This window comes from Bradyrhizobium sp. NBAIM01, from assembly GCF_020194115.1.
GTDB classification, from domain to species: Bacteria; Pseudomonadota; Alphaproteobacteria; order Rhizobiales; family Xanthobacteraceae; genus Bradyrhizobium; species Bradyrhizobium yuanmingense.
The window spans coordinates 1,066,391-1,091,627 of the sequence record NZ_JADYVU010000001.1 but is presented as its reverse complement, the minus strand read 5'-3'; the positions used below and the strand labels follow the sequence as shown (position 1 = coordinate 1,091,627).

The following is a 25,237-nucleotide window of genomic DNA, read 5'->3' as shown; positions in this document are numbered from 1 at the left end:
CACAGAGTAAGCTCCCTGCGTTTTCTCGTCCGAGGGCGAGGGAGACGAGCCAGAACTCGATGTACCCGAAGAGAGCCACTCGGACTTCCCGAACCTCTCAGCTCGCGGCGCCATGATGATGTGGTCCGAAACTTTGCTTGTGCATGACGCCAGTGCGCCGAGACCCAGCGGCGAGCGCTGGCTCGGCAAAATGCTCACGACGAGCGCGCGGAGCCTCGCTGTCCTGGCCACACGACATTTGCGAATGTCCACCTTGCTCACTGTGAATCAGGCGATTCTGGCGGTGCCGCGCATCTGCATCGAAGGCGGCTTTCTCGACGAAACGGCAGCTAACAGAAAGCAAGGCTCGCCGGGCAGGAGGCGTGGCTTCGCGAAGCGCTTCATTGGTATCGTTGTCACCGAAAGACGAGACAATCGCCAGGCTCGAAGGCCGAAGAGCGTTTGAAGTTGCGCGGCCGGCAACCCCACACGGTCTAACGCGGTGGCCCAGGAATACGGAGGAATGAGCCATTGAGCAGCTTTGCTAGGTGTCGGCGAGCAGTTGCTGGTTCAGTCAGCGCCGTTGGCACGGCAAAATCCGTCTTGCATCCGAATCCTTGACGTGGGCGGTCGTTGGTCACGCTTGCCACGTGCCCGTCATCTCGAACAACCTGCCGGAATTGGTAGTAGACCAGGCGTAATGGTTGCCGGTCCAATCGGCCATTGCGGCTCGGCCGATCAGCCGTGGCGCTTACGTGGCTCGCCCCCGAAAAAGTTGCTGGTCTCAAGGCGGAGGCGGGCTCCATCGAAACGCGCTGCAGGAATCAGGTGGGCGGTGTGCATTTGGTGCAACGGCAAGGTAAGAAAACCTGCAAGGTTCTTCTGAATGATGAGAAAATGCTGCACCATCGCCGACGAAGACGAGAACCATTGCTCGCTGGTGACGCTATGATCGAGAACGCGCGCAACTTGTCGCATTGCGTTGCTCAAGGATGAGCGTTTCACAACAGCAGGGGCAGCCCATCGGGAAGGTCGCCAAGATTGATTATTGTCGACCCTGGCAGCTCCTGGAGCGCGTGAGCATCGCAGGCTCGTGCCGACGAAATAAGCCTGCTGGAATGGGGATGTTGGGCGAGGGACCATGGACTTGATTGATCAAGCGGCCGCTTCGGACTTGCGGCCGCTCTTGCACCGGCCGTCAAGACGGATTCTCCCGGTTTTGGTGCTACCGCTTGTCCTCGTCGTCTCGTGTGCTGCTGGCGCCTGGTTTTGGGCTAATCTTGAAGAGTTTGTCGAGACGCGGGGGACCCGGGAAGTCGCTTCAACGAGCAGCCTGTCACCGGAGGACAGGACGTCCCTGTCCGAGATAAAGTGGGCACAACAGAAAGCTGGCGATGAGATCGCAGAACTCAACCGCCGGATCGATGCCCAGCGGGATGTCCTCAATGGAATCCTGGATCAGATCACGGTGCTGACTTCGCGGATCGATTCGCTGCAGAGTTCAACGCCTATCCCTTCTGCTGCTTCCGAGCCTCCTTTGTCGCCGGCCCAGGCTGTTTCAACCGTCGCCAGGAAACGCCTCGGGCGGTCCAAACCACACGGACCTGTTTCCGTCGGAGGCGCGCCAGTGATCGCAGGACCGAAAACAGCCGAGCCTTGAGGTCTCAGGTCGCTGCAGGGGTGGCCGAGTCTCCAACTGCGCTCGATGAGGTGGACCGTAACTTCGCAAAGCTGGCTCCGGCCGTAAAATACCCGAAGCTTGTGCGGCCGCGGGCGTCTCCAGCGGCATATCGTTGAGGCCCTCACCATCGTCGAGAGCACTCCGGGGAAGGTGGGTCAGAGCCCTTTTCGCATGTTCTAGGCGTGCCCCTGACCGGCGGAATCCGCTGCGTCTGTCCTCAAAGTCTGCTTCCTTCTAATCAGCCTCGCCGGTTTGAGGCTATATCTGAAAGGTCATGTCATCACACCGCCGCTATATATCCTCGAAATCTGGCCTTTCTGCCCGGGGCGCCTCTTCGGATCATTCCCTCGCGAAGAGCTTAGATGTGCGGGGTCTGCTCACATCCGTGGCTTCGTTAATACGGGGTACGGTCGAGATAAGTGTCGAATGCGGCAGCAACAGCACGAATGACAAACCGGTGTTCCTGCTTGACCCGAATGAACCCCTCTTCAATGTCCACTATCCCGTCTTCGGCAAGCATTCCCAGGCGGTCGGCCGAATCGAGAAGAGGAATGGGATCAAATCCGTGAGCAGCACAGATCTCTGGTACGTCGGCCTGCAAATCGCACATCAGGCGCTCGATAATTGCGGCGCGGAGGCGATCTTCGGCGGAGAGGCAGTAGCCTTTTGAGGTTGCCAGACGACCAGCCTGAATGTGTTGGTGATAGGAAGCGGTTGCGATCTCGTTCTGGACGTAACCATCACGCAGACGGCCGATGGCTGACGGACCCAAGCCGATCACGGTTTTGCAGGTATCAGACGAATAACCCAGGGAGTTGCGGCGCAGCTCACCGGCTTTCTGCGCCAGCGCGAGCTCGTCGTTGGGCAGGGCGAAATGGTCGAGCCCGATCTGGCGGTAGCCGGCCGAGACCAGTGTATCTGCAATAGCCGCGGCTTGCTCAGCGCGGGCGACATTGTCCGGCAGCGCCGCCTCATCGATCTGGCGCTGACGTTTCATGTAGGAGGGGACGTGCGCATAGCCAAAAACCGCAAGCCGGTCTGGCCGCATGGCCAGAGCCGTTCGCGCGGACTCCACGCAGGACCGCACCGACTGATGCGGCAGTCCGAAGAGAAGGTCGAAATTGATGCGGCTTATCCCATGCTGGCGAAGACTTTCGACGACAGAAGCCGTCTGCTCCTCGCTCTGGACCCGGTTGACCGACCTTTGAACTACGGGGTCGAAGCTTTGCACGCCGATGCTCGCGCGATTGACGCCTACCGCTTGTAACGTCTCGACCATCCCGGCGGTGAACGCGCGCGGGTCGATTTCTATAGCGATGGTAGCCGATTTGCTGAACGCGAAGCGGCGGCGCAGGAGCTCCATCAAGGCCAGGAAATCGGTTCGCGCAATGGTCGTCGGCGTCCCGCCGCCGAAATGCAGGTCGCTCACCGGCAGAGCGCGCGGCGCTTGTTCCGCGACCAGGCGTACCTCCTCATGCATCGCCGCCAAGTAATGGCGGATAGGCCGCTCGCTGCGAGTGAGGCTTGTAGGGAAGCCGCAATACCAGCAGATCGATCGGCAGAACGGAACGTGGACGTAGAGCGATACGGGTTCGTCCGGCGGCAGCTGCCTCAACCATAACTCACAAGTCTTGGCACCAAACATCGCGGAGAAATCCGGTACGGTCGGGTAGATGGTGTACCAAGGCAGGCGAGCATCGCAGTACTTGTTCAAGAGCGAGGTCTGCAAGGCTTAAGTTTCCGATGCTCAGATACCAAGAAGGTGACCGAGGCCCCTTCTGGTGTCTTTGCGTTATGTCAAACGCGCCTAGCTGTTCCTGAGATCTGGTCCCGCTCTCGATGTGACTGCCAACGAAGCTTAGGGGTTGGGACTGAGAGCGGGAGTGGGAGCCATCCGTTGGCGATTATCTGGATGCTCGTGGGTAGAATGAACTCTTTGTGAGCACGCTTTCAGGACAAATTGGCGGACAAGGATGCCGAGGTTTCCTGCAAGGCTGAGGCTTTCGCCAGGAGCGGAAGGCCACGCAGCGCGAGCATCGAGGACGTCGCCGAGCGGTTCGCTGCCGAGCGCGGCCAGCTCGGTCGCCATGGAAGCGAAGAAGGCTCGAGACGCTGCGGCAGCCGAGCTGATGGCATAAACTGTCCAAGCGACCGAGCTTCGTCAAACCTTGGAGTCCAACAATGCCAAGCGTGCCGAGGCGGAGCAGGCTCAAGCCGAGCTGATCCGCAAAGCGTGCCCTCAACGGAGAGAAATGGGAACTCGATCTGACCATCAAACGCGTACAGGTCTCGATCGGCGACATCCAGGCCATAACCAGGCAGGAAGCGGACGAAGCCGCGCGCTTGCGTGTGGTCGAGAAGGATCAAACGATTGAGTCAATGGCCCAGACGATCGAGGAGTTGACGCGCAGGGCGGAGTAGGCTCGCAGCAATCCCAGGGCGAAGTGCGCGAGCTCGAAGCGCTGTTTCGTAGCCGTTTCCTACGGACAGGGCTGAGGCGATCGGCTAAGAAGAGCTGGGGCGCGGACGTCGTCCAGCAGCTTGAAGGTTCGATCGGTCGTCCAGCCGGTAGCATCCATTGAGAATCCAAGCGCACGAAAACAGCTGCTAGGGAGGCGACTGGCGTCTCGCCGCTTAGCTTCGATATGCGCAAGAACCTCTCCGCAGACGCCATGAGTCGGACGCGTCCCGTCGAAGCCCGCGTGTCCGGAAACAAGTTGCTTGTAGATGAAGTGCGCCAAGTCCGCGACCGTACAACGTGACACTACGTGCGATTCAAGTGCTTTGGAGCAGCTCACGAAAACATTTGTGAATTTCAAGCATGAAATGCATGAGCCTCAATTCCGCCACGCTGCTTGTCTCATTGCCACTAGCATCATCACGGATGTACTGATGATGTTGGGGCGGGCCCGGCGCACTTTCAGACCCGGCAAAGTGCGTCGGGGCGCCTTGGCTCGGCGTTCCGTGCCGGCTCCAATGCAGCTCACCAACTCACAACAACTTTCAGGTCCTTCTTATAGCTAATGCGAGCCCGGCCAGAGACTCTCACATGTGACACTATCTGAGGTACGCTGCTATTCTGCTTCAGCGTATACCAATCCAGCGAGGATGATTCCCGCCGAGCAGTTTTAATAACTTGAACTCCGGCACAGCACGCGATGTTTGAAATGCTCGGTTCGCCGCCAGCCAGCCATCAGGTGACGACTACCAGGAAAACGGTTGGCGGCAACAATCAGGAGGCCATAGCGACGGCTACGTACGTAGGGATCTGATCTATGGCGATCATGGCCTTCAGTTCGCTAGTCAAACAATCAATGCTCACGGCTGCGAACCGCTTGAGCTGTCACTTGCTCGAGATAGTTAGCAGCGTTGAGCGATACCGCGTCAGATGGTCTCAGCGTGTTTTAGGATGGAGATAAGGCCGAGGAATGATCGCGTCGTCCCATCATGCGCCAGCAAACCCCATGTGCAACGCCGCGAAGGCGCCGAACTTGTCGAGGGGGCGGTGAAAGGATGACTTTCGCCGCGGCTGGTTTCAAGGGACATGCACGACATCTGGTGACGTCGTGGCGTAGGAGGCTAATTGCCGCGCGTCCGCGGACCATACTTCGCCGATCTTCAGCCGCATCATGATCCGAACGTAAGGCGCCGGGGCAATTTCCCTCCGCTAAGGCCGATTCCGAACGCTTATTCGGGATCCGCGCGATCCAAGGTACAGCCAGTTCAAGTTCTAATTTTCACGTGTCACTGACCTCCTCAATTTTCAAGGTGGTACTTGCGTTGCGAGAGGGCTGCGCTTGCGGCGTCGACGGTTAGGAGCGAACACAGCCTCGAGGCTGCCGCCGAGGGGAGCTCCACCTTTCATACGCTAGGTAATTGGTGCCGCGACTCGCGCAAATGGCCCTGTCGCGTTTCCTCCCGATGTCATGATTGCTTCAGGCACTTACCGGAGAACCACCCATTCGACTACAAACCCATGTTCTGAGGGTTGATTTTCGCGAAATCACGGTTGGTACGACGCTTGCTAGTCGGTCCGGAACCCCCCTTTGTGGAGATGCGCATGCAAAGTGTCCTCTGCATTAAGAAAGCCTCCCGACTGTGCGTATCTCCCGTTGCGCCTTCGACATGGCCATTTTCTGCCCCTTCGATTCATTCGCGCCGGACCTGCCGGACGGCCCCGCTGAGACGCCGGGCGATGATGCGAAGAGTACGGCTTCGGCTGTTGCGTATTGGTCATCGATCGCGTCCCCGACGCCGTCACAGGGCGGAAGTTCTGCCAACTATTAGCGATGCTAATTCGCAAGATTGGGAACCGAGCACGCGCGGGTCAAGTCCGGCACCGCCAAGCGCATCGGCGTCCTCTGCCTTCCCTGTATCGCGGAGTTCAGTGCCCAGAATCTCCTCGTGCTTGGCCTTTAGACAAAGCGAAGCGTCGTCCGGACAGGATCCCGGTTGCTCGCCATCGAATAGAGCTGAGCGTGTAGCCGCCGGTGCTGTTTGGTTCACTTCGGCAGCTGGGTCGCCATGGCCCTGGAACGCGCTATCACCGCCGACATCAGCAAGGCGGTTCAGCGTTGGGTCGGCATGGATGGCAGAGGTCATCAATACGGATGAGGGCGCGGTGATCCCCGATTTGGCCACCCCGTCATCGGCGAACTGGACCGATTACTTTGCATGTGCAAAGGCGCTTCCATCGCGGCGTGCCGTTCAGCTCGGACCAGGGATGCTGGCGGCATTTCGGCTGTTTGATGGGACGATCATGCCGACGCATCCGGCGGCGGGGCAACGACTTGGAGAGCGGTCTGACGCACCTCGAGAGCGGTCAGAATTCACAAAGAACAAACGCAAGAGTTCAGGTCATGGAACGGCTCTTTAGCTTCACGGAATGTGCGAACCAGACCCGTTCGCTCAAGGCGTTGTTCGAGCTCCTTGTAAGGTGTGCTACCGAAGAAGGATTCAGTGAAGTCGCTTACGGCGCTCTCAACTTCGTCGAGCCACTTCGGCTGGCGGAGTATCCACCTCCGACTGTGGCTGTGAAGTGGCCGGCAGACTGGTGCGACCGATACTTCAAACGCAAGTACCATACGATTGATCCGGTGGTGCGGCGGACGCCAATGCACAAGCGGCCGTTTCTGTGGGATCACCTCGCCGACCACTACCAACTTCAACCAGACGAGAGACGGGTACTGGACGAGGCGAGAGAGGCGGGCCTGAAACATGGTATGAGCGTCCCATTGTTCGGCCCGTTGGGTCGGATATCTGTGGTGTCGTTTGCATCTCCATCCGACGATGCTGATCCTCAGGATCGCATCGGTCATCTTAACGCGCTGGCCTGCCTCTTTCACACCGCCTATGGCGAGATCGCTCCTCCCTCCAATAATGACTGCGACCGAAAAGTCGCGCTATCGCAGCGCGAGCTCAGCTGCATGCGGTGGGCGGCCGAGGGGAAATCGTCATGGGAAATTGGAAGGATTCTGGGAGTCAGCGAGAATACAGTCAATTTTCATATGAAGAATGCGATGCGAAAGCTGGATGCGACCAGCCGGATTCAAGCGATCGTTACGGCTATTCGCCTCGATGTCCTTTGAATTCATCAGTCGAACGGAACGAGCACCAACGGCCCATTTTGCTTCAAGATTCTGGCAAGTTCAGCATGGCATTTTTGGCCAGATCGCAGATGCAACGGTCATCGAGACAAGCGATCTCGAACCACACGCGACCTGAGATTGTGCAGCTCCAGGACCTCCGACGACGTGTGAATCGACCGACCTGGTCCGACAACGTTGAAGTCGTTCCACCCCGGTCACCCAGGCTTAGCCGAGCGCGGGGCCTGGTGCTTCCGAAGTGCCGCAGGGATGCGCGGGAGAGGAGCTCTGAAGGAGGAGCCCCGACCGTGGTCAGGGCTCCCGATTCACGCATTCGCGTGAAGAGCACTATTTGGCAAACGCCGGACCAAACTTGTAATTAAGCCGTGCCGTGATGAGATCAACGTCCTGGTGGACGCGATCGGTGCCAACGGCCGTTGGGAAGCTTACGTTGCCGCGCTGCATGAACAAGTGGGCATACTCGACGCCAGCTGACCACTGCGGCGTGATGCTGACTTCTGCACCGGCGCCCAGCGCGCCACCCCAACGCACATCATTGGTTTTGGCAAGCTCGGTGCCATTAGCCAACGAGTTGATGTGATAGGTGTTGCTGGTCACCGCAGCACCGCCCTTGGCGTAAAGCAACACAGCATCGAACGCGTAGCCGATATGGCCAGTGAGCAGACCGAACGCATCTGTCTTGGTGCCAATGGTGTTTGCTGGGAAGGCGGTGCTGACATTGGAGCCGCTGAAGTCGGCCCAGTTGCCCTGGCCTTCGATGCCATAGACGGTTTTGAAGATGTGCCAACGATAGCCAATCTGGCCGCCAATGGTGGCGCCAGCTGAATTATGGCAACCCTCGGCAGTGACACCATTGAAATCCCAGCAATTGTGGCTCGTGCCCCAGCCGCCGTTCACACCGAGATAGAGGCCGGACCAATCGATAATCGGGGCTGCGACCGGCAGCGGGGGTGCCTTGATCTTGACGGGCTGCCCGGCGAGGTCCGTGCCGAATGCGGGAGCGGCCGCACTGAGTGCACCGATGATTGCGGTCAGAATCAGAAAATTCTTCATTCGAGTGTCGTTTCCTTTAGCTACTCCCCGGCGGCGTGCGTTTAACAACATGATCGCGAATTGCTGTAACCGCGGCACAACACGTCTTCGAAAGAAATCGGTGCAATCGCACGCCGCGTCAGATTGTGAAGCGCGCAAGTTGAGATGCGCAGACTCCACTGAATGCTGCGCCCTGACGGTGGTCACTTGGAAGTTGCGCAAGCTGGTGTCGAGCACAAAGTTGGGAGAGAAAGCGGTATGCCCTTTCCCGGCGCCAGCGAATGGCGGCTGTCCCGTCTCGTCGTCGACCCGCTTCGAGTTCGAGCTTACTGGCGTCGGTCGCCAGAAAAGTTGCACAGACAGCAGCCGTCGGGAATGTGCTCGTCTTCAGCGGGGCAGAACATGAGTGGAGGACGGTCAGCTCGACCATGCTCAGACCCTGTTGTTTTCCTGCCCCACAAAGTCTCCAAGAGCCTTTAACGACCCAACCCATCCGGCGGTAGAGGTGCAAACTCCTTATCGCTCGGTTGGCGGCGCCAATTCAGCCCTCAAACTGCGTATCGCCTCGTTTGCCAAATTTAGAGTATTCCGTTCGCCGTTCCTTATCGAATACTCAAGGACAGTTCGCAACCGGCTATGAAGGACCGTCTTGAGATTGTGCGCCAGCAACGGGTCCTTCTCGACAAATTGCCAAGCCTTATCAAATGCGACGCTCACGATAGCATCTGGCACCTGCACTTGCTCTGGTAAGAACTGATCCATCTCAACACTCCTCGACGCCGCGATACAAGAATGCATCTTGCCAAACGCTAACCGAGAGTTTGTGGCTTATCCCAGCGAGTAAGATGTGGGGTCCGCAGCCCGTGTTCGTATCGATCTGCTCTCAGCGCTTCAATAAAGTTTATAGATGTTTGTTGAACCTCCGATGACCGAACGTCGTATTCCAGGTCAAATTCGAATAATTATGAAACGCTAGAAATGAGCACGCGTTGTTCGCGCGCTTGGTTGCCACGATGCTCTTGTTGCTTGGCATCGGTCAACATTTGCGGCTCCTCTTGCGATCTGAAGAATCGGTGCCATGCCAATCATGACTAGAACCGAACATGACCACCGTTCAAATCCTTTCGCGGTCACAAGTCCAGAAGCGTTCTAGTCGTACTAGCACTTGAGATGTCCCTTTTTGGGCCGATGTGGCGTGTTCGAACGCCGCTTGTTTGCTTTCTGACATGAGTCCACGGCCCGTCACCCTGTTGTTTCACCCTGCGCATGGCTTCCCGCTATCCGTGCGGTTTTTGCCCCAGTTGAGTCACACGAGGGAAGGGCAGGAGATGCAGCGGCGATTGCAGTGCTCCCCTGCCGAATTGTTGTCATGCGGCAGGGATTGTGGGGGGCGTTCCGTTGCCGGTTTGTAGGAGACAATGCCGCAACGAGGGCCGAAACGCATTGAGCGGTCACAAGCGCCGATAGCCGTGCGATGTCTCGCATCCAAGGGTTGGGTTGCGCTTCCCCGCTATAAGCCCTCGGAGTGGGCGGCAGGTCATACAAGACACAATAGCTATCAGGTGCTTGAGGAACAGCAGGGTCTAGCTGGACCAATGTAAGGGTGTCATCTCCGGCGCGAGCTGGGTAATAGGACGCGCCAATTTTCGAGTCAGTTGCGAAAAGCGAGCGGAAGCGGCGTCGCTTACGGGACGGTGAGCCCATCAACCCCAAGCCATCGATCCCTGGGGAGTGCGGGCCCCGGCACGCCTGTCGGCCAGCGATAAACGTTCAGCAAGCACGCCAGCCAAACGAAATCTCATTCCGTTGCTGCACGTGCCAGAATTAGCTTGGCGATCGTCATTTGGTTGGCGGGAGTTCGCAGCGCTGCCGGTAATGCCGCCACTGCCTGGTCGAGAAGGCGTCCCAAAACCTGTAGGTCTTCTGGGTAGTAAACGCCACGATCTCGCGACAGTCGCCCCACTCGCCGGTCGCCGGCACAGCGAAGGGCTCTCGTATCGCCGAGCTGGCCGAGCTCCAGTTCCGCCGTAATCATCTGATCTGTGAGTGCGTTAAGCAGTCGGATCGCTTGGACCTCGTTGCCTTCTTCGCGTATGAGGGCGGCCACGATGTCAAGTTGCACGTCGATGCGATCCTCGAGATCCTGCATGCGTGAATTGGAAGGGTCAAGTTCCACGGTATTGCTCCAAAGTAGTTAGGTTGAGTAACGGTGTTCGTGCTTTCTCGTTCGCGAGACGGCAGATGCGACGCTAGAACGAATGGCTGCTGCTCCACGGTTTCCGCAAGACAGAGCGGCAGGCAGGTGCCCCGTAAGGACAGCAAAGATCGGAATCGATGGTACAGGGCGCTGCGAAGAGCGTTGTAGATGGCCTGTCATTTGATTGGACCTTCGAGACGGTCCCGCACATGGGGCGTGGCAGCGGCTCCAGCCAGCGGGGACGCCGCTAGTGGCTGCAAGTTGCGAACGGGCCGCCAGAGCTGCTGCGGCCGGATTGCTTGCGGCGTGGTATGGTGATCAAGGTGTAACCAAAGGGCTCGCCAGGCAGAGCACCATACAGAGCGCTTGGCGCTGGATGAAGCTGTTGCTGAAGATGGGCCGTTAGCGGCTCCCGAACCGGACGCCTCACCACACCGGAAAATGGTGCCCCAGCCCGTGCCAGGCAACCCAAAACCCGGATCCGCTACATACGTCTGCGGTTTCTCTTTGCGGTCCTTGACTGGAGATGATGCCTGGTACGCTGAACGTGCGGATCGGTTCCTGGAAGCTGCGCGCGCTGAGATCCAAGACCGGTAGATCGCGCACGGCCACCACCCGTTCCGATGGTGATGTAAGGACTGCTGACAAGGCATAACCGCGTCTGGATACCGTCGAGGAGGGTCGGCGCATAGAATGACATGGCGTTGCGTCAGTTTGTAGGCAGCACGTGTGCGCGCGGCCCGCCGGAGAAGACTGAGCGCGCGAGCGGAGTGAGAATCTGCGATCACAAGGTAGGAGGCTGGGTAAGATCGCGAGGCTGGTCTCATCACACGGATCGACATGAGTGCCTCGCCTTAGGCTGGAGAATATGTGTCTTGCACTTAGGGTGGTCACATAGCTGACTGCATTGCTGTGTTTGCAGGCCGCCGCAGCGGTCGATTGTCGATGCTGGCCGCTTGGTCAGGGCAACATGTCCATCCCACACCGCTGCAGAGGGGAGTTTCCCTGCCCAAATTCTATGTCGCGCACGCATTTTCCCTGGCCGAGCAATTTGCGTGAGAGCCGGCCTTCTTGGACGGCTTTAGCATGATGGGAAAGGCGGAGGCGGCGGTGCGATAGATTGGGCGCCCGACGCTGCGATTGGCCATCCCACCGCATCTGCGCCGCACGTGCGTCGATCTCAAGGATTGAGAGGTGTCGTTGGGGATGCAGCCACGAGAAGCTTCAAGTGGTCTGTAACCATGCTGAAAGCAAAGAGGATCCATTGTCACACAAGGTTCGTGAAATGTGCTTCCCGGAAACCGGCGATCGCGTTATGGGGTATTTGGCTGAAATTGGTAAAATCGAAAGTGTTGATGGCATGCATCCAGTTCGTGGATAGCGCACGCGTGTAGTCTCATGTTCTACATCCAAATCGGTTAATTTGTGTTTTCTCACCGGCTTGGTTCAGTGAGCTTAAGGCTTTCAGGTGAGCCTGCTCATTCGTTGATGACCTGCCAAGATTGAGAACACAAAAAGGTCGCAACGTCGACCGGTTGGCCGTCGCATATAGCGATCGCCTTGCTCGATGTAGTTGCCACCACAGCGAAGGCTTGCACCGTCCGTCCCGACAATCTTGCCGTTGCCGACGTGGACGGCACCGCCACCAGTTCCGCCTATGCCGACAAGATTCATTGTGCAAAAGCACTCACAACACAGATTCCCTTCGAAAGCAGAGTTCATCCGCCTAAGTAGCAAGAAGCGTGGTCAAAAAGATGAATGGTACATCGCTGCCATTGAGGCTGACGATCGCCTTCGCTCCCACCGCTAACGACAGCCAAAATCGCAACCAGATTCGGACAACCTCGTGCACGGGTTTCCTTGCCACATGAGTCCCAAATGTAGACATTAACGGCCAAAGCTATCGAGGATTTCAGCCTTGATTGCGGTTGCCGTGTACAGAGAAATCGCCAGCGGAAGGTTTCCAAATGCAAGCTGGCAAAGCAAGTAATTGGCGCCAGCCTCTTCCATTTGGTGAAGAAGGAGCTGTCGCACGGAAGCTGGCGTTCCAACGACGCACAACTCGCTCTCAAGTGCTGCATCGAAGGTGAGCGGAAGGGCAGGCGGCGTGGGAATAGCATTCAGGTCGTAGAGAAACTTGAAGCTCTCCAGCCACCGTCCATACGCAGTCTTGGCCGCCGCACGAGCGTCCTGGTCAGACTTCGCGATCACGACCATGCGGGTAAGCCCGAAAAATGGCTCGCGGCCGTGTGCGGTTCTATTCTGGGCCCGATGGGAGCGGTAGGCATCCGTAACTTTCCGGACAACTGAGGCGGGGCCTATGCACGCCAGATTGGCGCCATTTGCAGCGGCCCACTGCGCCGTCTCAGCCCGATTGGTCGCGATCCAGGTCGGCGGATATGGACGTTGATGAGGCCTCAAGGTTAAGGGTATTTCGCTGAGCTCAAAGTGGTGTCCCTGATAGGATAGTGTATGTCCCTTCAGCGCAATATTCAGGATTTCGCTGGCTTCAGTGTAACGGCCTGAAGCGGTTTCTGCGCTGATGCCGAAATAGCCCCATTCAATCGGCTGGGAGCCGCGGCCGACCCCGAGCTCCAGCCTGCCGCCGCTCAACTGGTCAAGCATGCAGATCTCTTCGAATGCGCGCAATGGGTGATAAAGGTTGAGCAACATGACGAGCGGACCAAAGCGCAATCGTCGGGTGCGCTGCGCGAGGCTTGATAGGAACAGGTTCGGCGAGGGCCCTCTGCCATGGGGTGTGCAGTGGTGTTCGGCCAGGTGATAAGCGTAGAACCCGAGAGAATCGCAGACCTCCGCCAGCTTGAGACGATCTTCATATTGTCGTGCGGCATCTCTGCCGTCGTCATCCAAATGGTCAAAAATGCCGCACGTTAGTCTTGAAGGAAGGCCATTCTTCACTCGATCGATCTCCGATTATGGCCAGGTGGTGAGTCCTGGTTGCTTCATGCCGTCGCGCTCAACGAGGTCTCATTCCTCATTTGAGGGCTTTTGGTGTTTCACTTTGGGTGGGTGGATCCGAACTTGCACAACGTGATTGGGTCACGAGAATGCGTGGATGGCGGTCCGGCCGTTACTGTGATAGAAGGTGGCGCCTCTACACGGAGCATGTGCTCGACCAGAAGCATCGTCAGTTTCGTGTTAGCCTCTTCCTGGTCCTGTCAACCGCTTGACCGCGGAAACGTCCATGCCGCCGAGCCTAGCGCAATTGTAGATGGCGGCTTCAGGGATCCTGTGCCTGCGAGCCGGATCAGCTCGGCGTGGCGACTATTTGTCTATCATCGGACGCAGCGTCTCGTTCAGCTCGACATCGGGTAACTCTGCGAGGGCAGCAACGAACGCGACGAACGCTACGATAGCTGCAAGTATAAGGGAGGTTGCGAGTATCGCTGGTCCAGCGTGCTGAGACCATCTCATCGTCCGTGTCAGTTTGGGCTTGGAGAGGTGGTTTTGACGCCAATCATTTCTGCTCGACAGTTTCAACACGGCCGTCGCGCCAGCCGGAAACCAGAAACCCAGGAACCGCATTGTCTTTCTTTGTATCGAACCGGACTGGCCCAATCACGGTTTTCGATCGCCGGTGAACGAAGTGCGCTAGCGGCGCGCGCAGCATTGAGGGAGCCGGTCCGGTTCATCTCGTCTGCCCGTGCTTGCACGGCGGCATAAGCGTAAAGCATGTTGCCTTCAGCGGACAGGCTGTACCGCTCCTGCTTCTGATGGCTGACGTGCAAACAAGCGATTTCGGTATGACAGCCGGCAATATAGACGACGCGCACCCCATCCTTCTCCATTCTTGTGATGAGCGCTGTGAAATCCTTTTCGCCGGCTACATAGCTCTCCCGAATCACTTGTTGACCGAACCTCTCAAGCTGTGCCTCAACCCGGTCGGCGATACCCTTGCCCGCGGTGCTCTTGTCGTCGAGCACTGCGATCTTGTCGTTGGGGTAATTCCTGTGAATGTACTCAGCGGCAGCGGTGCCATGTTGGTCGTCGCGGCCGCAGATCTGAAAGACGATTTGAAGGCCGGGTTCTGTTGGCTGAGGATTTGTCGAGCTAGGTGAAACCTGAACGATGCCTGCGTCGGCATAGATGTCGGAGGCCGGGATCGGCGAAGAGGAACAAAAATGGCCAATGACCAACCGGACCCGCTCTGTTGTGCGCATTTTCGCGACCGCGACAACTTGGCTCGGCTCGCACGGGTCGTCGGCGACACTCAACATCATCCTGGTATCGGGAAGTAGGCCTGAAGCGTTCAACGCGACGAGCGCCGCAGCCGCACCATCACGCATGTGCAAGCCGAAAGCAGCGCTGCTTCCGCTCATTGGCCCAGCCACGGCGATATTCACTTCGGAGCCGCGCGCAGCCGAGGCGATGGCGCAGAAGAGAAGCGCAGCACTCGCAGCAGAAGCGTAACTTTTATTCAACATTGTTGAGCCCCCAATGCTCATTTTAAGCGACACGCCAGCAGCTGTGATCAGGCGAGCCTGTAGGACGAGGCCGCCTGTCAAACGAAGCGTGCGTTAGGTCGACCAGATTGCGACCACGGTAGAGCCTACAATTTGACGTTACGTGCGGTTCAAGCCCGTTTGTAGGGAGGCTCGATCAAGGCGTCAGGGAGCCCGGATCGGCGAGGCCATTAGAACCGTCCGGTTGAATCCGGAAATCTGTCGGCCGCATCAGAGACGCCGATCAGCCAAAGTACGGCTGATCCTCCAACCCTCCAAGGGCGAGATCGAGATATTGCATGAGGCGGGGATCCCAACCAGCCAGACTGCGGGGGGCACTCAATCGTGCAAGTACCTTCAAGATGATCGAAACGCGTGAATCAGCGCCGGCGATTTCGCTGATCAGCAGGCGCGCCGCAATCGCGACAGCCTTTGCCCGCTCGCCGCAAGGGTGCTCGCCCCGATCCATACAATCACGCAAGTCGTCGCGGATCCGCCGCCACCGTTCCTCGCGATCTGCAGCCAGCTTGCAGGTGCATCGGGATGTCTGACTGCGCGTCTCGACTCGCGACATGGCACTCAGGGTGGCAGGCAGCTCATCCACACTGACCTGGATCTCACTGTCGATGGTCATGTTGCGAAGGCGATCTCGCAACAGAGTTGCTCGAGCAACTTGAAGTTCTATCCGCTCTAGATGTTTGCGCAGCAGGTCGGTGAGTGATGTCGTGCCCTCCATCGCTTTACGGATCTCGACAAGGGAGAAGCCAAGCTCTCGTAGCGCCCGAATCTGGTGAACCCGTTGAACGCTTTCACGGTCGTACATCCGGTGGCCGCCGTCAGTACGCTCTGAGGCGGCTAGGAGCCCCGTGTGTTCATAGTGATGCAGCGTGCGTACCGTTACTCCGGTCGCCTCCGCAAGTTCGCCAATGCGCCATCGACGCCTTCGTGGTGTAGCTTTGCTCATGTTGTTCAATTTCAAAGCCTACAACCTGACGTCACGTGTGATTCAAGCGATTTCAAAGCTCTAGCTGGATCGTCTTCCATTCCAGCGCAAGAGTGGTGACTATCCTCAGAATGGCGGGGGATCAACCCTTGGGGGAAATGGCGATCAACAAGTTCGTCAGGCATGCCAGTTGAGCCTCGCCAGCCGCTGTACGCTCCAGGATGAGTTTGGCGATTGCTGTGCGATTTTCCGGATTTCGCATCGATGGAGGTAGCGCGGTGACCGCGCCATCATAAAGGCTTCCCAGCACGGAAAGCTCTTCCGGATCGTACACCGCGCTACATTGCTGCAACTGTGAGCTCCTTGTTTGTCGTTGCGTCAGGGCAGCGCACGTCGTCAAGACGTTTGGCCGCGGTAGGGCCAAAAGAAGTCAGACCCGCGGCACAGAGCGAGGAAGATGCGATGTACCCCAGAGCGATGCGATAGGGCAACACGCGTGCGCAATGCTTGCTTCGACAGCGCAAAAGAGTCTTCGTTCATATGCTTGGTCGATGACCAGCACGCTCACTGTGGTGGTACTTCTCCGAAGAATCCAAACTGTCTCCGCTCATCGGGAGCCACTACTGATTCGGAGAGGTGACGGCGACAGCCCCGTGGTTGATCCTGCTGTATCGAGACAGGTGCGCCCGGCGGCCTGGTTGGGGCGTGCCTCCCTGTCTCTAAAACCAAGCCAATAGTCCAGTCGGCGCTCGCACATCGGGCCTAATGCGAACGTGCGAAGGAGCCACACAAAGCCGTCGTGTTAGCCGCCGGCGGCGACCTCTCTATCGAGCGACAATGTGTTCGAGCGAAGCGAGCCTAAATTGTGCGGCGTCGAAACATTCGTTGGGATAAGACGTTCGCGGAGTTTGCGAACGTGCTTACGACAACGGCGAACCAGGTGGTGCGAAAACGTTGGCAGTGTCCGCTCGTTCCGAAGTGCGGATGATGGACGACTATTGTGCGGCTGCCATGCGGGTCGCCTCCTGCAACAATATCTCTCGCATCCAGAGGCTTTCTGGGTCGCTGTTGTGAAGCACGGGCCATTGGACCGCCTCCGTGAAGGCGGGGAATGGCTGCGGAAGCTCGGCAATCCGAAGGGGCATCGTGCTTTGGAAATGCTTTGCGAGCCTTAGTGGCATCGTTCCTATGCGGTTCGTGCCTACCAGCAGCGGCGGGATCATGCTGAAGCTCTGCACGAGAACGTCGATGCGCCGATTGAGGCCGAAATCCAGCAAAAGGGATTCGTCGACCGAGATCTTGCGTGCACCTCCGAGCTTAACCGCTACGTGACCCATCGACATATACCGATCCAATGTAAGCCGCCGTAGTAGTTGGCTATTCATGCAGCAGCCTACGCACACGAGTCTCTCCTCGAACAGGGTGGCTCTGGGATGCGCGCTAGACAAGAAGAATTCCGGCAGGATAACAAAATCGACTTCGCCGCGGCGGAGAAGCTCATCGTGCTGATCTGTGAGCGGCACCAGTTCGAAGCTGACGGCGGGTGCTTCTCGCGCGGCGCGGTCCACAACGTTTCGGAAGAATACGATTGTTGTAAAATCAGAAAGGCCGATCCTGAATCTCCGTTTCGATTGAGCCGGGTCGAACACGGTTCGTTCGATGATAGAGAGTTCAATGTGCATCATGGCCTCGCGGACAGGAGCTGCGAGTCCTTCCGCGCGTGAGGTTGGGACAAGTTCCCGGCCCCTCATTGCAAACAGCTCATCGCGAAAATAGGTGCGCAGCCGGGCAACGGCCGCGCTCATCGCCGGCTGACTAAGGTTAATCTTGCGCGCCGCCGCCGTCAGGTTGCGCTCAGTCATTAGAGCGTCCAGCGCGACGAGTAGATTTAGATCCAAACCTTTGAAACGCATGTCTTGATATCCAACACAAACCATGCTTGCGGTGCATACATCGAGCGGCCACGTCTGCGTCTGAAGCGGTTTTATTGTTTCGCCCGAATCGACATCGAATCCACCGTGCGATCGCGGAGAAGACGCTCGCGAAATGATCGCAAGAACGGCAAACAAGCGGTAGGCGGACCCCCAGTGGCCGGAAACCGCCAGGAAATCCGAAGCGGATCGGTCTCGCCGCTTCCGGCGAGCCACGCAACAGCACCTGATCAGTTCGTTAGTGTTCGGCCAGCGCCGTGAGTTCGCCAAAGCGCCCTGTAGACGGGAGTCGTAGCGCAACGTTAGTCGCGACGGCCAACCTACAACCTGACGCAGTGTGGGGTTCAAGCGATTTTATTGGGCGAGCCAAACATTATTGCACTGTAACAAGCGTGCGCGACATTGCCGGGTGTCTCGGGTTTGCAGTGCAAGCGCGTCAAACGACAACTCCGACATCAGAACGCTGACAGCCGGCAAGTCTTCGCAATCGATCGCCGCCCTGCCGCGGCCTCTAGCAGCTTCGCGCCCGAGACGTTGAAATGAGAAAGCCGGCGAGCATACTGAAGGACTTAGCAGCGTATTTGGAATGTCGCGAGAGCGGATTTCTGGTGAGCCTAGCAGCGCCTGCGAGTTTGCGGCTTCTGAAGCCCAGATGCCATGTTGGATGCCTCCTCCAGCAATATCCGCCTCATCCAAATGCTCGCCGGGTCAGTATTGTGGGACGCGGGCCACTGCACCGCCTCGGTGAATTTGGGCAGGGCGAGCGGTGGTTCGACGATCCGCAGTGGCATCCGCTTCTCGAAGTGTCTGGCGAGCCGCAATGGCATCGTGCCGATACGGCTCGTGTCCAACAATATCGGCGGAATTAGGCTAAAGCCCTGCACAACGACCTCAATGCGTCGCTTGAGGCCGTGCTCAAGCAAAAACCATTCTTCCAGGTTTGGTCTCAGCGCCCGTCCGAACTTGGCCGTAACGTGCCCCATCGAAATGTATTTCTCGAACGTAAGCTGCCGCGATAGCTGCTTGTTCGCGGGGCATGCCACGCACACCAGGGTCTCGTCAAACAGCGTCGCCTTAGGGTGCGCGCTCGACATGAACAATTCCGGCAGTATGAGGAAGTCCACCTCGCCCCGGCGGAGCAGCTCATCGGGTTCATCCGAGAATGGCAGCAATTCGAAGCGTACCGCGGGGGCTTCTTGTGCAATACGGTCCATGATTCTTCGAAAAAAAACGATTGTCATGAAATCGGAGAGAATGACCCTGAAGCGTCGGCTCGACAGAGTCGGGTCGAACGCGTCCCGTGATATGATCGAGAGTTGGATGTGGAGCAGGGCCTCGCGAATCGGACCTGCAAGCGCCTCCGCGCCAGGTGTCGGGACGAGCTCCCGACCTCTCATGGTAAACAGTTCATCGCGGAAATAGGTGCGCAGCCGCCCGATCGCGGCGCTCATAGCGGGCTGGCTCAGGTTAATCTTGCGCGCCGCCGCCGTGAGGTTGCGCTCAGTCATCAGAGCATCGAGCGCAACGAGAAGATTTAGATCAAGTCCCTTGAACCGCATGTCGTGAGTCTATCCATCGTGTGGATGTGTTCTATCGAAACAATCGATTTTACCAGATTGCGGGATGTTGGATAGCAAACATCAGTTTGGAAAAGTAATCAGGCATACCACGATGGCTGCTGGTCGCTCGCTGGCTCAGAGAGAAACTCCTGGACGTGCGAGCATCCGCCGCATTCTTTGCAAGAACGGCTTTGCCCGTGCTGTGCGGGCCGCGTTGGGTCTTCTTGGTGCGAAGCGCGCTCGATCGGACGCCAAGCCGGTCCCCATAAACGTTTGTATGCGTATCTCATCCGTTTCCATATCGGTCGTTTACCGGCGTACACTTGAGAGCGCGTTCAACCTCAGTCTACGTTCGCGAAATAGCGGCAGGCGCGGGTTGCGGATGCCAAGTAGTGTCGGCGACTCTCTAAATGGTTCGCCTATCCACCGCATTCGGGGCGTGTCGAAGATGCATAAGAACCAGATTGATCTGATGCCACTCCGACACGCCATTATGGCTCCTCGCATCGATAGCCTGCCCTCAGACGTCAAAGCGTCGACAGCGATGTGGGACGAGGCGGAAAAGCTCCATGCCGCAGACAGGCTCTGGGTTGTCCAATCGCCTCGTCGGCATCTTCCGGCATATCTCGCGCGGGGCACTGGCCGGATGACGATCGCGAACTGTGCGATCGCTCCGTCGGGAACGAAGGCGCACGGCGCGCTACGAGCTAGAAGTGCCGAGCTCCGACGGGGCATGGCGGGGCATTTCAGCATTGATCGGCGGGTCGCCGAGTAGCGAGTTCACGTGACCATCTCCGCTCTAATTCCACTGGCGCAAGGAAGCCCGCCATGAACATTGCCGTATCCCCGACTGCTCCTTCTTCGCGCCCTCAAGTGCAGTGGACCCGTCGCTGGGAGAACGACCTAGGGCTCGCCGATCATGCCGAGCTTGCCGAGTTCTTCCGCAACAGTTACGGGCCGACCGGAGCGTTCAATGCGCAGCCATTTGAGGGCAACCGAAGTTGGGCCGGTGCAAGACCTGAGCTCCGCGCCATCGGTTACGACTCGCGCGGGGTAGCTGCTCACCTCGGGCTACTACGCCGCTTCATCAAGATTGGTGGGGTCGATCTCCTCGTGGCCGAACTGGGGTTGTATGCGGTGCGTCCGGATCTCGAAGGGCTGGGAATCAGCCACGCAATGCGCGTGATGTATCCCGCCCTGCAGGAGCTTGGGATTCCATTCGGCTTTGGCACGGTTCGGCCCGCGCTTGAGAAGCATATGACCCGACTCGTCGGAAGGCAGGGGCTGGCCACCCTCATGTCCGGCATTCGCGTCCGCTCCACGCATGCGGATGTCTATCCCAACTTGTCGCCGATCCGGATCGAAGACGTGATCGTGGTGGTTTTCCCGGTTGGACGCTCGATAAGCGAGTGGCCGACGGGGACGATCATCGATCGGAACGGGCCTGAGCTGTGAACGAGCTTGTCCCCGTATCCGCTGTGCGTTGCGACTACGCTGACGTGAGCGGAAGTCGGCCTATCTATCTGACCTTCGACGATGGGCCAAATCCATTTTGCACGCCAGAGGTGCTCGACGTGCTGGCGCAACATGGCGCTCCAGCGACATTCTTCGTGATTGGCACGTACGCGGCCGAGCAACCTGAACTCATTCGACGAATGATCGCGGAAGGGCACGAGGTCGCGAACCACACGATGACGCATCCGGATCTATCCAGATGCGGACCTGCGGAGGTGCTCGATGAAGTGCTGACGGCGAGCGAGGCGATCCGTTCGGCGTGCCCGCAGGCCTTGCCCAGGCACATGCGAGCACCTTACGGCATATGGACACGAGAGGTGCTCGCTATGGCAGCGAGCGCTGGTCTCACAGCTGTGCACTGGTCGGTTGATCCGCGAGATTGGTCCCGCCCTGGGGTCGATAGAATTGTGAATTCAGTGCTGGCCAGCGTGCGCCCGGGTGCGATTGTGCTCCTGCACGACGGATATCCTCCTGATGAGGGGAGGCTGTGCACTGATGCCACGCTGCGTGATCAGACCACGACGGCGCTGTCATATCTGATTCCGGCATTACAACGGCGCGGGTTTGTAATCCGTCCGCTCCCTCAACTTCACTGAAAAAAAACTGAGCACCTATGGACCTTCTCGCTACAACCAGTGCTGTCGCCGTTTCGTCGTATGCGCTGCTCTCGACTATCTACAAGAGCGCGCAAGCGCTTTATGCCCAGCCGGTGAGTAACTTATCGCTGCAGGACAACGCTGAGGTGGTTCTTCCCAGCGTAGACGTCATCGTGCCGTGCTTCAATGAGGATCCAAACACGCTGGCCGAATGTCTGGAGTCGCTTGCGAGTCAAGACTACGCCGGAAAGCTACAGGTCTATGTGGTCGACGACGGGTCCGCAAACCGCGACCTGGTCGCGCCTGTACATAAAATCTATGCGAACGATCCAAGATTCAGCGTCATCTTGCTGGCAAACAACCTTGGAAAGCGCAAGGCGCAGATCGCTGCAATACGCAGCTCATCCGGGGACCTGGTGCTCAACGTCGACTCGGACACCATACTTGCTGCTGACGTCGTCACGAAGCTTGTATTGAAGATGCGTGACCCGGAGATCGGTGCGGCCATGGGTCAATTGATAGCGAGCAATCGCGGCCAAACCTGGCTGACAAGGCTGATCGATATGGAATACTGGTTGGCATGCAACGAGGAGCGCGCGGCACAGGCTCGCTTCGGTGCGGTCATGTGTTGCTGCGGCCCATGTGCTATGTATCGTCGCTCCGCACTCGCTCTGCTGCTTGATCAATACGAAGCGCAATTCTTTCGTGGGAAGCCGAGCGATTTCGGCGAGGATCGCCATCTAACGATCCTCATGCTCAAGGCGGGGTTTCGAACCGAATATGTCCCTGACGCGATCGCAGCAACAGTCGTCCCGGACAGTCTTGCGCCATATCTCCGTCAGCAACTCCGCTGGGCGCGCAGTACCTTTCGGGACACGTTTCTTGCATTACGTCTGCTGCCCGAGCTCGATGGCTATCTGACGCTAGACGTGATCGGGCAAAATCTCGGCCCGTTGCTTCTCGCCCTTTCATCACTGGCTGCGCTCGCGCAGCTGTTAATAGCCGGATCGGTACCCTGGTGGACCGTGTTGACGATCGCAGCAATGACGATGGTCCGGTGCAGTGTGGCAGCCGTTCGTGCTCGCGATGTGCGGTTTCTCGGCTTCTCGCTCCATACACCGATCAATATTTGTCTCCTACTTCCTTTGAAGGCCTATGCGCTTTGTACATTGGGCAACAGCGATTGGCTATCGCGCAAGGTCGCCAATGTGCCGATCGTAGGGGAAAAGCAGCCTGTCGGCCCGCACCCGAGCACTGGACGAAGTTCTGCAAACATAGGAGGGCTGTGTGGTACGTTCTCGCACCATCCATCCAGCCTGGCGGCGACGGAGAGTGTTCGCGGCCGCGATCGCTCGACTGCCTGACAACAGGTGGTTGGCTCATGACCCTCGACACAAACCGTCAGCTGCTAGAGCGAGAGTTGGCCGTCGACGATCCGTGGCGCCTCGACAGTAGCTCGTTCGAGCAGGAGCGATACGCGCAAATGCTCAGGATGTCCCGTCGCGGCGGAGATGTTGCGTGCGCGCTCGAAGTAGGATGTGCAGCCGGTGCATTCACGGAGATGCTGGCGCCGCTTTGCGAGCGACTCACGGTGGTCGATATCATGCCGCAGGCGATCGAGCGAGCGCAACGACGGACCAGGAAGTGGTCACATATCAAGTGGGTGACCCGCGACATTCAACGGTTCTCGACGACTGAGAAGTTCGACTTGATTGTAGTGGCCGAGGTTCTCTACTACCTCAAGGACATTGTTGAGATGCATGCGGCCATCCGCAACCTGGTGAGTATGCTTGCGCCAAATGGAGCTCTGATTTTCGGGTCCGCACGTGATGCCGCGTGTCAACGCTGGGGCCGTGCTGCTGGCGCCGAGACGGTGATCGCTCTCTTCAACGAGAGTCTATCCGAGGTGGAGCGTATGCACTGCCACACTGAGTCGGCCAACGAAGACTGCTTGATCGTCCGGTTCCGGAAGCAGGGTCGCTCGTCAGAACAATCGAATGTCGGTCACTAGGTTAGGGGGTCGTATGCGCATCTGCGGCATCAAGTTAACACATGACGGCGCGATCGCGGTCGTCGAGGACGGGCGGCTTCTCTTTTGCACGGAGCAGGAGAAGCGCGGCAACAGTCCACGCTATCAATCAGTCGAGAATCTCGATGCAGTCGTCCTCGCCTTGGCGGAGCACGGCCTGGATCCGCGAGATATCGATCAGTTCGTCATCGACGGCTGGGATGGCGAGATCGAGTCGCAGTTCCAGGTCCTCAGTGGAGCTGTGCCGATCGCGCTGACGGGGGCGCCATACGTCGAGCGCCATGCTGAGGGGCTTCTTGATTCCGTCGACGGCTTTGGCCTGATCCTCGGCGACAAGGTGTTTCCATATGAGAGCTACCCGCACGTCACGGGCCACGTCGCGTCAGCATATTGCACCAGTCCTTTCGCCAGCGCGGGAAAACCGGCGTTCTGTCTGGTATGGGACGGCTGCATCTTTCCACGTCTTTACTATGTCGAACCTCGGGGCGCGCGGCTCATTGCATCCCTGTTTCCAATCATCGGCCACGCCTATGCCGCCGCGGGCCTTCACTTCGGGCCTTACAAGCAGCCGAACCGCTCCAGTTGGGATCTGGGCATCGCCGGCAAGCTGATGGCATACGTCGCCCTGGGCGCTGTCGACGAAAGCATCGTGGCAGTTTTTCAGGAGCTCTATGAAAAGCGCTTCGCGGCCGACACGGAGCAGGCTCGTCGCTACCGCGCGGACATTAACAATGCGGAATCGTCTCTTGCAGCTCTGCACGATTTCTTCGAGTCAAGCGCATGGCGCCTGACGGACAAGCGAGCCGAGGACGTTCTCGCGTCGTTTCATGTGTTCCTGGAACGTCTTCTTGTCAAGGAAATGGCGATGGTTCTGCTGCGACATTCGTCGCTTCCGGGAGCGCGAAATCTATGTATCGCCGGAGGTTGCGGTCTCAATATCAAGTGGAACAGCGCGCTTCGTGCGACGGGATTGTTCGATGATGTCTGGGTGCCGCCGTTTCCGAATGACAGCGGCTCGGCAATCGGCGCTGCTTGCGGTGCGATGGCGGCGCAGAATGGCTTCGGGGCGTTGGAATGGTCAGTCTACAGTGGTCCGTCCCTGCAGGACAGCGAGCTTCCTTCGGACTGGGAAGCCGCGCCGTGCAGTCTGCCTGAACTTGCGGCGATTCTCGCCGACAACAAGCCGGTCATCTTCCTTTCCGGGCGCGCCGAACTTGGGCCGCGGGCGTTGGGCGGCAGAAGCATTCTTGCAGCCCCGACATCCCCTGCAATGAAGGATCATCTCAACGACATCAAGCGTCGCGAGCACTTCCGACCGGTGGCGCCGATCTGTCTGGAGGATCGGGCGCCGGAGATCTTCAGCCCAGGTACCCCAGATCCTTACATGCTGTTCGATCACCAGACCCGGACGGAATGGCGTGACAAGGTCCCCGCTGTGGTCCATCTTGACGGCTCGGCGCGGCTGCAGACAATCTCGCGCAACTCTCCGCACGAAATTGCCGCGCTTCTCGTGGAATTTGAGCAACTCACGGGCATTCCGCTGCTCTGCAACACGAGCGCTAACCTCCACGGACGGGGATTCTTTCCGGATGCTGCGGCGGCCTGCCAATGGGGGCGTGTCGAGCATGTGTGGTGCGACGGCCTGCTCTGGACCAAAACGGCCGTTCAGAAGCCATCGTCGGCGGAACGACTTCTGTCAGCCTGAG

The 25,237-nt window shown here is 58.3% G+C and carries 19 protein-coding genes; 8 read left to right on the top strand and 11 right to left on the bottom strand.

Annotation, left to right across the window (positions count from 1 at the left end; translation table 11 throughout):
* Positions 1-244: 244 nt before the first annotated feature.
* Positions 245-445, top strand: coding sequence for a hypothetical protein (locus I6F31_RS04865; RefSeq protein WP_225184870.1), 201 nt, complete (start codon positions 245-247; stop codon positions 443-445).
* Positions 446-717: 272 nt separating this feature from the next.
* On the opposite strand, the gene I6F31_RS04860 is transcribed toward I6F31_RS04865, so the two are convergent.
* The gene (locus I6F31_RS04860; protein ID WP_225184869.1) at positions 718-957 is read right to left on the bottom strand and encodes a hypothetical protein; all 240 of its coding nucleotides are present in this window, start codon (positions 955-957) and stop codon (positions 718-720) included.
* 163 nt (positions 958-1,120) lie between these two features.
* On the opposite strand from I6F31_RS04860, the gene I6F31_RS04855 reads away from it, so the two are divergent.
* Positions 1,121-1,639 (top strand): hypothetical protein, encoded by a 519-nt coding sequence (locus I6F31_RS04855; RefSeq protein ID WP_225184868.1) that lies wholly within the window; start codon positions 1,121-1,123, stop codon positions 1,637-1,639.
* 415 nt (positions 1,640-2,054) lie between these two features.
* Here I6F31_RS04855 and hemN read toward each other — a convergent pair whose 3' ends face one another.
* Complete coding sequence (gene hemN / locus I6F31_RS04850; protein WP_225184867.1) at positions 2,055-3,389, bottom strand: oxygen-independent coproporphyrinogen III oxidase; 1,335 nt, start codon at positions 3,387-3,389, stop codon at positions 2,055-2,057.
* A gap of 3,130 nt (positions 3,390-6,519) precedes the next feature.
* On the opposite strand from hemN, the gene I6F31_RS04845 reads away from it, so the two are divergent.
* Entirely contained in the window at positions 6,520-7,248 is a 729-nt protein-coding gene (locus I6F31_RS04845) for a LuxR family transcriptional regulator (RefSeq protein WP_225184866.1), read from the top strand.
* Between the two features lie 345 nt (positions 7,249-7,593).
* Here the strand turns inward: I6F31_RS04845 and I6F31_RS04840 are convergent, their stop codons facing one another.
* From I6F31_RS04840 to nodD1, 9 genes are all read right to left on the bottom strand, one after another.
* Entirely contained in the window at positions 7,594-8,319 is a 726-nt protein-coding gene (locus I6F31_RS04840; protein ID WP_225184865.1) for an outer membrane beta-barrel protein, read from the bottom strand.
* A gap of 495 nt (positions 8,320-8,814) precedes the next feature.
* Complete coding sequence (locus I6F31_RS04835; protein ID WP_225184864.1) at positions 8,815-9,060, bottom strand: hypothetical protein; 246 nt, start codon at positions 9,058-9,060, stop codon at positions 8,815-8,817.
* A 1,036-nt stretch (positions 9,061-10,096) separates the two neighbouring features.
* Positions 10,097-10,474 carry a NolY gene (locus I6F31_RS04830; protein ID WP_225184863.1) on the bottom strand — a complete coding sequence of 126 codons (378 nt, stop codon included), beginning with the start codon at positions 10,472-10,474 and terminating at the stop codon, positions 10,097-10,099.
* Positions 10,475-12,382: 1,908 nt separating this feature from the next.
* The gene (locus I6F31_RS04825) at positions 12,383-13,414 is read right to left on the bottom strand and encodes an LLM class flavin-dependent oxidoreductase (protein WP_225184862.1); all 1,032 of its coding nucleotides are present in this window, start codon (positions 13,412-13,414) and stop codon (positions 12,383-12,385) included.
* 578 nt (positions 13,415-13,992) lie between these two features.
* On the bottom strand, positions 13,993-14,940 hold the full coding sequence (locus I6F31_RS04820; protein ID WP_225184861.1) for a branched-chain amino acid ABC transporter substrate-binding protein: 948 nt from the start codon (positions 14,938-14,940) through the stop codon (positions 13,993-13,995).
* Positions 14,941-15,202: 262 nt separating this feature from the next.
* Positions 15,203-15,922, bottom strand: coding sequence for a MerR family transcriptional regulator (locus I6F31_RS04815; protein ID WP_225185138.1), 720 nt, complete (start codon positions 15,920-15,922; stop codon positions 15,203-15,205).
* Between the two features lie 121 nt (positions 15,923-16,043).
* Positions 16,044-16,253, bottom strand: a complete 210-nt coding sequence (locus I6F31_RS04810; RefSeq protein ID WP_225184860.1) for a hypothetical protein — start codon at positions 16,251-16,253, stop codon at positions 16,044-16,046.
* 643 nt (positions 16,254-16,896) lie between these two features.
* Positions 16,897-17,814, bottom strand: coding sequence for a transcriptional regulator NodD2 (gene nodD2 / locus I6F31_RS04805; RefSeq protein ID WP_225184859.1), 918 nt, complete (start codon positions 17,812-17,814; stop codon positions 16,897-16,899).
* 632 nt (positions 17,815-18,446) lie between these two features.
* Positions 18,447-19,391 carry a transcriptional regulator NodD1 gene (nodD1, locus tag I6F31_RS04800; protein WP_225184858.1) on the bottom strand — a complete coding sequence of 315 codons (945 nt, stop codon included), beginning with the start codon at positions 19,389-19,391 and terminating at the stop codon, positions 18,447-18,449.
* Positions 19,392-20,219: 828 nt separating this feature from the next.
* On the opposite strand from nodD1, the gene I6F31_RS04795 reads away from it, so the two are divergent.
* From I6F31_RS04795 to nodU, 5 genes are read left to right on the top strand one after another with little or no spacing between them, the layout of a single operon-like run.
* Positions 20,220-20,846, top strand: a complete 627-nt coding sequence (locus tag I6F31_RS04795) for a NodA family N-acyltransferase (RefSeq protein WP_225184857.1) — start codon at positions 20,220-20,222, stop codon at positions 20,844-20,846.
* Positions 20,847-20,869: 23 nt separating this feature from the next.
* Entirely contained in the window at positions 20,870-21,502 is a 633-nt protein-coding gene (nodB, locus tag I6F31_RS04790) for a chitooligosaccharide deacetylase NodB (protein ID WP_225185137.1), read from the top strand.
* A gap of 17 nt (positions 21,503-21,519) precedes the next feature.
* Positions 21,520-22,866, top strand: coding sequence for a chitooligosaccharide synthase NodC (gene nodC, locus I6F31_RS04785; protein WP_225184856.1), 1,347 nt, complete (start codon positions 21,520-21,522; stop codon positions 22,864-22,866).
* Between the two features lie 17 nt (positions 22,867-22,883).
* Entirely contained in the window at positions 22,884-23,513 is a 630-nt protein-coding gene (nodS, locus tag I6F31_RS04780; protein WP_225184855.1) for a nodulation methyltransferase NodS, read from the top strand.
* A 13-nt stretch (positions 23,514-23,526) separates the two neighbouring features.
* The gene (gene nodU, locus I6F31_RS04775; RefSeq protein ID WP_225184854.1) at positions 23,527-25,236 is read left to right on the top strand and encodes a nodulation protein NodU; all 1,710 of its coding nucleotides are present in this window, start codon (positions 23,527-23,529) and stop codon (positions 25,234-25,236) included.
* Position 25,237 lies beyond the last annotated feature (1 nt).

Bases quoted from the DNA above. Each gene is read 5' to 3' on its own strand.
- I6F31_RS04845 (WP_225184866.1), top strand. From the start codon at position 6,520: ATGGAACGGCTCTTTAGCTTCACGGAATGTGCGAACCAGACCCGTTCG.
- nodU (WP_225184854.1), top strand. From the start codon at position 23,527: ATGCGCATCTGCGGCATCAAGTTAACACATGACGGCGCGATCGCGGTC.
- nodS (WP_225184855.1), top strand. From the start codon at position 22,884: ATGACCCTCGACACAAACCGTCAGCTGCTAGAGCGAGAGTTGGCCGTC.
- I6F31_RS04840 (WP_225184865.1), bottom strand. From the start codon at position 8,319: ATGAAGAATTTTCTGATTCTGACCGCAATCATCGGTGCACTCAGTGCG.
- I6F31_RS04835 (WP_225184864.1), bottom strand. From the start codon at position 9,060: ATGGATCAGTTCTTACCAGAGCAAGTGCAGGTGCCAGATGCTATCGTG.
- nodD1 (WP_225184858.1), bottom strand. From the start codon at position 19,391: ATGCGGTTCAAGGGACTTGATCTAAATCTTCTCGTTGCGCTCGATGCT.
- I6F31_RS04860 (WP_225184869.1), bottom strand. From the start codon at position 957: ATGCGACAAGTTGCGCGCGTTCTCGATCATAGCGTCACCAGCGAGCAA.
- I6F31_RS04865 (WP_225184870.1), top strand. From the start codon at position 245: ATGTCCACCTTGCTCACTGTGAATCAGGCGATTCTGGCGGTGCCGCGC.
- nodC (WP_225184856.1), top strand. From the start codon at position 21,520: ATGGACCTTCTCGCTACAACCAGTGCTGTCGCCGTTTCGTCGTATGCG.
- I6F31_RS04815 (WP_225185138.1), bottom strand. From the start codon at position 15,922: ATGAGCAAAGCTACACCACGAAGGCGTCGATGGCGCATTGGCGAACTT.
- nodD2 (WP_225184859.1), bottom strand. From the start codon at position 17,814: ATGCGTTTCAAAGGTTTGGATCTAAATCTACTCGTCGCGCTGGACGCT.
- I6F31_RS04820 (WP_225184861.1), bottom strand. From the start codon at position 14,940: ATGTTGAATAAAAGTTACGCTTCTGCTGCGAGTGCTGCGCTTCTCTTC.
- I6F31_RS04795 (WP_225184857.1), top strand. From the start codon at position 20,220: ATGAACATTGCCGTATCCCCGACTGCTCCTTCTTCGCGCCCTCAAGTG.
- I6F31_RS04855 (WP_225184868.1), top strand. From the start codon at position 1,121: ATGGACTTGATTGATCAAGCGGCCGCTTCGGACTTGCGGCCGCTCTTG.